This window comes from Sphingobacterium bovistauri, from assembly GCF_020295405.1.
In the GTDB taxonomy this organism is placed as follows: Bacteria; Bacteroidota; Bacteroidia; order Sphingobacteriales; family Sphingobacteriaceae; genus Sphingobacterium; species Sphingobacterium bovistauri.
Genome location: NZ_JADEYP010000030.1, coordinates 41,465 through 51,890 on the forward strand (window position 1 = coordinate 41,465; position 10,426 = coordinate 51,890).

8 protein-coding genes are annotated in these 10,426 nt (G+C 31.6%); 3 read left to right on the forward strand and 5 right to left on the reverse strand.

The features are described 5' to 3' along the window. Nucleotides 1-145 precede the first annotated feature (145 nt). Nucleotides 146-337, forward strand: a complete 192-nt coding sequence (locus IPZ78_RS14235) for a hypothetical protein (protein WP_225554659.1) — start codon at nucleotides 146-148, stop codon at nucleotides 335-337. Between the two features lie 329 nt (nucleotides 338-666). Then, a complete protein-coding gene (locus IPZ78_RS14240; protein WP_225554660.1) occupies nucleotides 667-1,119 on the forward strand; it encodes a hypothetical protein in 453 nt (150 codons plus the stop codon). Nucleotides 1,120-1,474: 355 nt separating this feature from the next. On the opposite strand, the gene IPZ78_RS14245 is transcribed toward IPZ78_RS14240, so the two are convergent. From IPZ78_RS14245 to IPZ78_RS14265, 5 genes are all read right to left on the reverse strand, one after another. Next, complete coding sequence (locus tag IPZ78_RS14245; RefSeq protein ID WP_225554661.1) at nucleotides 1,475-2,020, reverse strand: lipocalin family protein; 546 nt, start codon at nucleotides 2,018-2,020, stop codon at nucleotides 1,475-1,477. A gap of 70 nt (nucleotides 2,021-2,090) precedes the next feature. Then, nucleotides 2,091-2,285, reverse strand: coding sequence for a CsbD family protein (locus tag IPZ78_RS14250; protein WP_225554662.1), 195 nt, complete (start codon nucleotides 2,283-2,285; stop codon nucleotides 2,091-2,093). A 451-nt stretch (nucleotides 2,286-2,736) separates the two neighbouring features. After that, nucleotides 2,737-4,194: a TolC family protein gene (locus IPZ78_RS14255; RefSeq protein WP_225554663.1), complete on the reverse strand. Its 1,458-nt coding sequence runs from the start codon at nucleotides 4,192-4,194 to the stop codon at nucleotides 2,737-2,739. Between the two features lies 1 nt (nucleotide 4,195). Beyond that, the gene (locus IPZ78_RS14260) at nucleotides 4,196-7,348 is read right to left on the reverse strand and encodes an efflux RND transporter permease subunit (protein WP_225554664.1); all 3,153 of its coding nucleotides are present in this window, start codon (nucleotides 7,346-7,348) and stop codon (nucleotides 4,196-4,198) included. A 75-nt stretch (nucleotides 7,349-7,423) separates the two neighbouring features. Next, a complete protein-coding gene (locus tag IPZ78_RS14265) occupies nucleotides 7,424-8,584 on the reverse strand; it encodes an efflux RND transporter periplasmic adaptor subunit (protein ID WP_225554665.1) in 1,161 nt (386 codons plus the stop codon). Between the two features lie 359 nt (nucleotides 8,585-8,943). Here IPZ78_RS14265 and IPZ78_RS14270 point away from each other — a divergent pair, with 359 nt between their 5' ends. Further along, nucleotides 8,944-10,281: a sigma-54-dependent transcriptional regulator gene (locus tag IPZ78_RS14270; protein ID WP_225554666.1), complete on the forward strand. Its 1,338-nt coding sequence runs from the start codon at nucleotides 8,944-8,946 to the stop codon at nucleotides 10,279-10,281. Nucleotides 10,282-10,426 lie beyond the last annotated feature (145 nt).

A 10,426-nucleotide genomic window follows, 5' to 3' on the forward strand; every position in this document is an offset into this window, starting at 1 on the left:
ATTTGGCTGAGAAACTACTATTACAATTTAAGCTCCTTAAAAAATGTAAAAAAGATTCAGGTTATTTTGAAGCTAAAAAACTACACTGTAAAATTTAGTTACAACTATTAATAACTAAATGTAAATAATATACGTTATTAACCTAATGATTAGAGAATTAATAGTAGAAACTGTAAAAAAAGGTTACCATATTTTATACAATGGTGAACCTAAAAAAGTTGTAGGTAATATTAATGAATATTTACAAACTCATATACATGAGAAAAGTAGTATTTATATTTTTAGTGAATTGCTAAATATGACTGACGAAGAGCTTAATATATTAATTTCAAAATAACAGTCATTTAGGAAGTCATATAATGTATTTCTATTTGATACTTATCCTCACTTCTTGCGCACTTTACTAGTTACACTAGCTGTGCTATAGAATCGTACTTGGTAATAATTGTATTTTTTAATTTCTGCAACCTTCTTTACCCAAATATTAATAACTTCAATCCATAAAAACAATACTCTCTACAACATTGTTATGTTTAACAGGATGGTTGGAGTTTGCAATGTCATTCAAATAAAACAATTCTCTTGAATCGTAGTCAGATTTTTGATGTTACAATTATACTCCCTACTCCCCTATGGTAATCCTTCTTTTATTAGGTCTTATATTATATGAAAACATTAGAAAGCAGATTAGAAGAATACAATAAGCATTTTGGATTCAAAGAAAATCCAGAAGAATTTAACTTTAATATTTCCCCTGAGAGAATGCTCTATAAAAATGAGGCACTTCGTACTTGTAATCGAGATTTGTATGTAAGTTATCTAGCTGAAAATTATCCTATAGAAATGGGATTAGAACTTGCGGATTTCGATCGCAAAGTTGGAAAGATAGTGAAAATGAATAAAGACCAAGTTCAAGTGTATATGGCTGATAAGGGATATAATCTTCTTAAAGGTGATTTACATTTTACTGAACAAGATGGTATTTATTATGGGGTTAAAGTAGATAATGAAAATGTAAAGTGGGATACTGAAAGAAATTTTGAGGATCTTGTAAATCCTGTCGGTCATGTGGGTGATACTTTTAATAATAAAGATTGGATATGGATTATAAAAAACTGATCAATAGCTTATAAAGTTCCAAAGTCGAGAGGTTTAATTAGTGATACAATTAAACATTCTTAGTGTTTATTTATTTAGGTTTAATTTGGTCATTAATCGATTAGCTGAAAGAATCATGAAGCTATTTAATCATTTTTGAATTACATCTATATTCATTTTTAATTTAGCATTACAATAGGGACATATAATCAATGAATTAAATAATAGATCTTGAATATTAAATTTAATCTTATTGTTACATTCAGGACAATTCAACCCAAGCTGATGGGTTGTTTTTTCTTCATTCATAAGTTGATATTTGGTTTAGTACAAATTAACAAAAAATGCCTAACTATTAAGTTAGGCATTAATTTTTTTATTCTTGTTTTGTCCAAACTAATCGGTTTAGATCATAACCATAATCACGAGCAATTTTAAGAAATTTTTCTTTGACTGATTCTGGCATTTTCTTTTCTCTTGACAATAACCAGATGTAGTCTTTATTTTCTCCAAATATTAATGCATTTTTATAATTAGGTTCCATTGCAACAATGTTATAGCCTGAATAAAAAGGTCCAAAAAAAGATACTTTTAATGCACCTTGATCTGGTGAACTAACGAATTTAGCTTTACCTTCTGATTCTTTCCATTCGTTTTTCTTGGTATTATACCCCTTATTTAACACCTTTATACTGCCATCATCATTAATAGAGTATTCTGCAGTTACTTGATCCATATCTTTTTCATGCTTAAAATCGAATCTGGCTATTTCATACCATTTGCCAGAATAAGACTTAACATCGAAATTTTCAACTACAGACAGCCCTGTCGGTACTTTTACTGATTTACATGAGTTTATAAAAAATGGAAGAACTAAGATTGAAGTTCCTAATACAATTTTTAAAATTTTTGAATTTTTCATATAATAATTATTCTAAGAAAAGCCTTACAAATTAATGAAAGGCTTTTCTATTTATTTAATCAACTTAAGATTAATCTTTATTAAGATCATTTAACCAACTCTGAACTTCTTCACGAGATTTTCCAGTTTTTTGCTGTAATCTACCATACAATTCTTCTTCTTTACCTTCAACATATAATAAATCGTCATCTGTCCAATCTGCATATTGCTGTTTAACCTTGCCCTTAAGGACATTCCATCTACCTTTTAAATCTAACGAATCCATAGTATTAAAGTTTTGTTTCATTAATAGAACAGATATAAATAGTTAAGGTTTTAAAATAAAAGAATAAAGTTAGTTTCGAGGGCACTGAAAAACTATCCACTAAAAAAGGGCTTATGAATTTTTATACTCATAAGCCCTTATCCTTTGTCTATTTGAAAGCATTTATCAATAACTCTTCAAATAAGAAATTCTCAGTGGGTTAAATATGTGCTTTTTCCCTTTTTTTGATACTCAAATTTTTGAAGAGGACTTTTTCAGTGCCCTCTTAGTTTCATCTCTCACTTTTAAATATCCCATGCGTGTTTTGCATATTTTAATTAATGTTGAATCACTTTTTATTTGAAAAGTAGTTGGTATTAGTGAAACTGTAAATTATTAAAAATTCTATATAACACACTGATTAAAAATGAATCAAAAATGGTTATAAACTTTAGAATAAAGATTATAAAATTTAATTCCATCCACCACCAATAGCACGATATAGATCTACATAACTATTCAGTTGTTTCTGTTTTAATTCTACTAAGTCCAATTCACTTTTAAGGGCATTACTCTGTGCTGTGATGACTTCAAGATAAGTAGCATATCCACTTTTAAATAGCAAAGAGGCATTTTTTACTGCTAATTCAGAATTATTCACACGTTGTTCTGCTAACAAAAGTTGCTCTTTTTGTTTTTTAACAGTTACTATTGAGTTAGAAACTTCGGATACTGCTTCCATTACTGTACGTTGAAAATTAAGCTCTTCTTTATCACGTTCGATTTTAGCCACTTCATATCTGTTTTTCAGCTTTCTATTTTTAAAAATTGGCGTTGTAATTTCGCCAGCTATTCCTCCTAATAACGCACCAGGAATATTAAACCAATTTTTAGGCAACATAGAATTAACCCCGAAAACTCCACTTAGACTGAGTTGCGGATAACGCATTATTTGATGAATATTCATATTTGCATTGGCTGCGATCAAGACTAATTCTGCAGATTTAATATCTGGACGATTTCGAATAATTTCCAAAGGACTTCCTAATGAAATTGACTCTTGGAAATTGATCAAACGATGATGTAAAGAATCAGAACGTACTATGTAATTCGGCATTTCACCTACTAAGATGCGTAAAGCATTTTCTTGTATCATAATTTCTTTTTCTAATTCAGGCACCATAGATGCTGCTACCAAACGTTGGGATTCTGTTTGTTGCAAAGCTAAAGCTGTAATTTCACCAGCTTCAAACTGTAACTTAATCATTCTCAAAGTACTATCATTCAATCGTAAGTTTCTTTTTGCAACTTCAATTTGTGAATCAAGTTTTAATAAATTAAAATACCCTGAAGCAACATCTGAAATTAACTTTGTTTGCACAGCATTTCGAGTTTCATGATTATTCAGCCAATCGGCTTTAAGTAAGTCACCTTCATTGGCAATTTTACCCCAAATATCCATTTCCCAACTAAATTCTAAGCCTGATGTAAATTGAGATTGGTAAGTAAACAGAGATGAAGGAGCTTTTTCTCCGCTCTTCTCGTACCATTTTGAGGATGGCGAAGCGTAAAAATCATCAGAACGATACTGTTTATTAACTGTACCAATGTTTGCCTCTATACTTGGTAAATAATTCAATTTATTAATTCGTAAACTTCTATTTGCTATTTCAATATTCTTAAGAGCGATTCTTATATCAAAATTATTGCTCAATGCCGAATCAATTAGTTGAATCAAATTGGAGTCATTAAAAAACTGACGCCATTTGATTTGAGCTAATGAAACATCTTGTAAAGTAGAATTCACCGCTCCTCTAAATTCGTGAGGTGTATTTACATTTGGACGCTCATATTTTACGCCGACCTTACAGCTGAAGGCCAATAAACATCCTGTAATATAAAAGACACTTTTGTATAAAAACTTCCTCATCTTATAACTTATTTATTTTGACTTTTACACGTTCATCCAATGTTTTGAAAAAAACAAATAAAACGGGAATAATAAAAATACCTAATACAACCCCAACTAACATACCTCCTGCCGCGCTAAAACTAATTGAATGATTTCCTATAGCCGAGGGACCAACAGACCACATTAACGGTAGTAAACCTGCAATAAATGCTAAGGATGTCATTAAAATCGGACGCAAGCGTAATCTAGCTCCCTCTACTGCAGAATGATAAATTGAATTCCCTTTTTCTCTTTGGAGAATGGCAAATTCAACAATAAGAATTGCATTTTTAGCTAACAATCCAATTAACATGATTAATCCGACTTGTACATAGATATTGTTCTCTAAACCTACAGCTAATACTGTCAAATAAACACCAATCAATCCCACAGGTACCGAAAGTAAAACTGCCCATGGTAAAATATAACTTTCGTATTGTGCAGCAAGTAAAAAGTATATAAACAATATACTTAAACCGAAAATTAATAAAGTTTGCGAACCTGATTTACTTTCTTCATAAGACATCCCTGTCCATTCAAATCCATAATTACCAGGTAATTCACTCGCTGCTAATTTTTCAATAGCTTTCATTACATCACCTGTACTTTGTCCAGGTGATTGATTCACGTTTACTGTGATTGCATTATATAAATTATATCTTGAAATGGATTCAGGACCAACGACTTTATTTAATTTCATTAAAGTTCCTACAGGTACCATTTTACCATCTTTATTTCGTACAAATATTGAATTTAGTGATTCAGGATCAGTTCTGTGATCAAAATCTGATTGCATATACACCCTATATGTTCTTCCAAATCGATTAAAATCACCTGCACTAACACGCGCAAAATACATACGTATTGTATTCATCATTTCTTTAATATCAACCCCCATACTTTTCGCTTTAACGACATCTATTTCGGCTTCGTATTGCGGAAAATTAGATTTAAAAGAAGTATAAGCATTATCTACCTCTGTCAATTCATTAATTTTATTGATAAAAGAATCTGCTACCACATCAAAATCTCGAATATCACCCCCTAGACGATCTTGTAGCACTAACTGAACACCAGCAAAATCACCAAACCCTTGAATTGTTGGTCTTGGAAACACCTTAAAAGTTGCCTCATTAATTACAGATAGGTCCTTAGTAATAGTATCCATAAAATCGTTAATATTTTTGATAGACGTTCGTTCTTTGTGTGGCTTAACATTAATGTAGCCTGCTGCAAAAGCAGCACTAATTCCGCCATCAATAGCATTAAATCCTGATACTGTTGTCATCCCTTCAATATCTTCACGCTTTTTTAAAATACTATCTGCACGCCGTAATACTTCAGAAGTACGTGCTAAAGAAGCACCTGGAGGCATAGCTAAAGAATACGTCACAAAACTATCATCCTCAGTTGGGATAAATGATTTAGGAGTAAAATACAGCAAACCTATTCCACAAATAGTAACAATTAACAACCCACCAAAAGCTAAGCTCTTATTCTTTAACAAATACTTAACTCCCAAAATATACTTGTCTGTAAATCGATCAAAAGATGCATTAAAGGCAGTAAAAAATCTGTTTCTACATTTCTGAAATTTATTTAGTTTTTTCTCTTCTTCTATGTCCTCTGGATGAATAGGCTTTAATAACAATGCACACAAAGCAGGTGATAAAGTGAGTGCATTAAATGCTGAAATCAAAATTGCAGTAGCTAGTGTATATGCAAATTGCTTAAAAAATATTCCAGCTGGACCTTCCATGAAACCTACGGGCAAGAAAACTGCTGCCATTACCAATGTAATTGATAATATTGATCCTGTAATTTCAGACATCGTCTCCAGCGTTGCCTCTTTAGCACGCATACCTGTTTCATGCATTTTCTGATGAATTGCTTCTACTACAACAATAGCATCATCTACTACTATTCCAATGGCTAAAACTAGTGCAAACATGGTAAGCACATTGAGAGAAAAACCAAATAGGCTCAAAAAGAAGAAAGTACCAATCAATGAAACAGGAATAGCAATAGCTGGTATTAGAGTCGATCGAATATCTTGCAAAAAAATAAAAACAATTAGGAATACTAATATAAATGCTTCAAAAAGGGTGCTTTTCACCTGATTAATAGATTGATCTATTTGATCTCTTACACTATATGATATTGCATACTTTATTCCTTCAGGAAACGATTTTGAAATCTCTTCTAAAACTTCTCTTACAGCAATATCAATCTCATGTGCATTGGATCCACTTGTTTGTGTAATATTCAGTGTAAGCCCAGGGTGTCCATTAACTTTATTGTCACTCCCTAAATTTGTTGCACCAAATTCTATACGTGCAATGTCTCTTAAATATAATACTGAACCATCTTTATTGGTTTTTATTACCATATTTTCAAATTCCTCAGGTTTACTGAATCGCCCTTTATGCTTAATCACTGTTTCAAATACCTCGTCTGAAGTTTCACCGAACTTTCCTGGAGCAATTTCAAAATTTTGATCATTTAATGCTTTTGTAATATCTTGAGGGATAATATTATAGACAGCCATTTTTTCAGGATTTAACCATACTCGCATTGAATAATCACGTGCACCGACACGTGATACTTGAGCGACGCCATCAACACGTAATAATGGCCTAATTAAATTTATCTGTGCAAATGCTTGTAAAAATGTTTCATCATATACAGTATCTCTTCTGTCAGAAAAAATATTTATTGTCATAATTGCTCCACTTTGACGAGGTTGCACAGTGATACCATTATCATTAACTTCTGAAGGAATTGAACTAATAGCTTTTGATATTCGTGTTTGTACATTCACGGAAGCTATATCAGGATTTGTACCAGTCTTAAAGAATACTTGTACGCTACCAGCCCCTGAATTTGTTGCTGAGGATCGTATATACATCATATTCTCTACACCGTTAATCGCTTCTTCAATGGGAAGCAAAACACTTTCTGCTACAGTTTCTGAGTTAGCTCCAGGGTAACTTAGGGATACCACAACGCTTGGTGGTGCTATTTCGGGGAAGCGTGATATAGGCAATGTTTTTAACCCAACCAATCCTAAGATTACCAAGATCATAGACATTACTGTCGCTAGTACAGGGCGATTTATAAAGGTTTTTAGCATAAAAATGGATTGTTTAAGACATAGCTGTACCTACTCTGCTTATAAGCAGAGTAAATACGTATGATTGAATAATATTTAATGTATCGGAAGAATTTTTGTTCCTTCAGAGATTTTATCAAGACCAGTTAATACTATACGGTCTCCTAATTCTACACCATTTGATACAATGTAGTTGCTTTTACTTTTTCCAGCAATAGTGATAACTTTTCTTATTACACGATTTTCATCATCCAACATGTAAACAAAAGTTTTGTCTTGTAATTCACTTGTGGCTACTTGGGGAATTTGAAAAACATTCTTTTTAATTTCAGAAATCTTAAGAGTTCCAGTACTTCCGTTTCGTAATATATTATCACTATTTGGAAAAGATGCACGTAATGAAATTGCTCCTGTTGTACGATCGACTTGTCCGTTAATTGCATCCACAACTCCTTTTGCTGAATATTCTTCTCCATCCGCTAAAATTAAAGTGGCATCAGGAAAACTGAGTGAATTATTGTTTCGAGCAATACCATTTATACTATCTTCTTTGATTTTCAACTTGGAAAAATAAAGAAAATCAGATTCATTCATTGAAAAATATACATATACATCTTGAGCATCAGACAGAACAGTTAATGGTTCTTTATCACTTTTAGAAACTAAATTACCAATTCTTTTAGGTATACGGCCAATATAGCCACTTACTGTAGCCGTAATAATGGAAAAACCTTGATTAATTTTCGCACTTCCTACTGCCGCAGTAGCCTGATCTAGAGATGCTTTAGCTACATCGTAATCAGATTTTGCTGATTTAAGTTTGACATTGGAAATTACTTCATTATCGACAAGAGGCTTAAGTCTTTCAATTTCTAGCTTAGCATTCTCCAATTTAGCTTTAGCTACATTTTGTATAGCAATTGCATTATTCAGAGCTTCTTGATATGCAGAAGCGTCTATTTTAAAAAGCTTTTGTCCTTTGGTCACAAAAGTTCCTTCGTCTACATATATTTCTTGTAACAAACCTTCAATTTGAGGCCTAATTTCTACATTGATTTTTCCTTCGATTGTACCAATATAATTTTTAATGGTTTCTGCATTACTAGACTCTACAACATGAATAGGCAATGCTAATGGCTTTTCATTATGCTGGTGTTCTTTAGCTCTACCATGATTACAACTAACTAATAAGGTATTGGTAAATAATACAAGTGAGAGGGCTATTAAATACATTTTTCTACTGTTTCTTCTAATCATACAATTTGTTTTAACTATACCTATACACGTAACTAACTTGTGACAATTATATGTAAAATTGTTATTTAAACAACTAGTTTTGTTGTTTTTTAACAGACTTTAACAAAATAAATTATAGATAATAATAATTTAGAATGTACAATATCAAATTACAATAGTAGCATTTGAATAAATTAACAACTAGGATTAACGATATACAAACAGCAAAATAATCAAATAACATTTCCATTTAGAATCAAACATTAAAGTAACATTATAAAACTTTAGCAATCCTTTATAAATAGTTTAATATAAATTCATTTTGCTTTACATTTTTTATAATTTTAAACGTTATTTATCATCAAATAATCTCTAAAAAATTGACTAAAATACTCCTCATAGATGACGAAGAAAAGCTAAGGTCTTTGCTCTCTAAAATTATTAGTTTAGAAGGGTTTGAAGTACTTCAAGCTTCTAATATAAAATCTGGTTTGAAACGATTAGAACTCGAGGATATAGATATTGTGATATGTGATGTAAAACTACCCGACGGTAACGGAGTCGATGCCTCGAAACAAATAAAATCAAATCATCCATATATTGAAGTTCTATTGTTGACGGCTTTTGGAAATATACCAGATGCTGTTCAGGCAATTAAAAATGGTGCATTTGATTATATTATTAAAGGTGATGATAATAATAAAATTATACCATTACTATATAAGGCGAGTGAAAAAGTAAGTTTAAATAAAAGGCTACAACAACTAGAGAAACAACTGGGAGAAAAACATTCCTTTGATAATATTATTGGACACTCTCAACCTTTGCAGAAAGCTATAGATTTAGCAAAAAAAGTTGCACCGAGGAATACAACAGTTTTATTAACTGGTGAAACTGGAACTGGAAAAGAAGTTTTTGCGCAAGCAATTCATCAAGCTAGTGACAGGTGTAAACAAAATTTTATAGCTATAAATTGTTCTGCATTTAGTAAGGAATTATTAGAAAATGAACTCTTTGGTCATAAGTTAGGTGCATTTACGGGAGCTACAAAAGATCAAAAAGGATTATTTGAGGAAGCACATAAAGGAACCATCTTCTTGGATGAAATTGGCGAAATGCCCTTAGAATTACAAGCTAAAATATTGCGTGTACTTGAAACAGGAGAATTTTTAAGAGTTGGAGATTCTAAAGCAATAAAAGTTGATGTTCGTATTATTGCAGCAACCAATAGAGAATTGGAAAAAGAAATTGAAAGTGGGCATTTCAGAAGCGATCTATTTTATCGACTATCAGTATTCACCATTCTTCTACCCTCACTAAAAGAAAGGAAAAGTGATATTAAAACACTGGCAGAGTATTACGTGAATTATTTTGCTGTTAAATCAAACCGAAAGCCCTTTAGCCTTACTGAAGACTATCTTTCAGCGCTTGAAGCTAACGAATGGAAAGGAAATATAAGAGAATTAAAAAATGTTATTGAGCGCAGTGTAATATTGTCGGATGACCAAGAGTTACATATAGACACCCTTCCCATAGAAATGCAATATAAGACTAATACAGTACCCGAAATGTCTGCATTTTCGATGGCTAGTGTAGAGAAATTGCATATTCAAAAAATTCTAAATCATACAGCTGGAAATAAAGCAGAAGCTGCCCGATTGTTAGAGATAGGTGTAGCAACATTATATAGAAAAATCGAAGAGTACAAATTATCATAACCCATCCAAAAAATTAATGAGGCTGTCTAAAAAGGTCTGTTAATTAAAGAGCCCCGTCATTAAAAAATAATGGCGGGGCTTATGTTTTTTGTCCTCAATTTTTTGTAAATTGAGGTGCACCCAAAAAACGATATGAAAGTACAAT

Bases quoted from the DNA above. Each gene is read 5' to 3' on its own strand.
- IPZ78_RS14235 (WP_225554659.1), top strand. From the start codon at position 146: ATGATTAGAGAATTAATAGTAGAAACTGTAAAAAAAGGTTACCATATT.
- IPZ78_RS14240 (WP_225554660.1), top strand. From the start codon at position 667: ATGAAAACATTAGAAAGCAGATTAGAAGAATACAATAAGCATTTTGGA.
- IPZ78_RS14245 (WP_225554661.1), bottom strand. From the start codon at position 2,020: ATGAAAAATTCAAAAATTTTAAAAATTGTATTAGGAACTTCAATCTTA.
- IPZ78_RS14250 (WP_225554662.1), bottom strand. From the start codon at position 2,285: ATGGATTCGTTAGATTTAAAAGGTAGATGGAATGTCCTTAAGGGCAAG.
- IPZ78_RS14255 (WP_225554663.1), bottom strand. From the start codon at position 4,194: ATGAGGAAGTTTTTATACAAAAGTGTCTTTTATATTACAGGATGTTTA.
- IPZ78_RS14260 (WP_225554664.1), bottom strand. From the start codon at position 7,348: ATGCTAAAAACCTTTATAAATCGCCCTGTACTAGCGACAGTAATGTCT.
- IPZ78_RS14265 (WP_225554665.1), bottom strand. From the start codon at position 8,584: ATGATTAGAAGAAACAGTAGAAAAATGTATTTAATAGCCCTCTCACTT.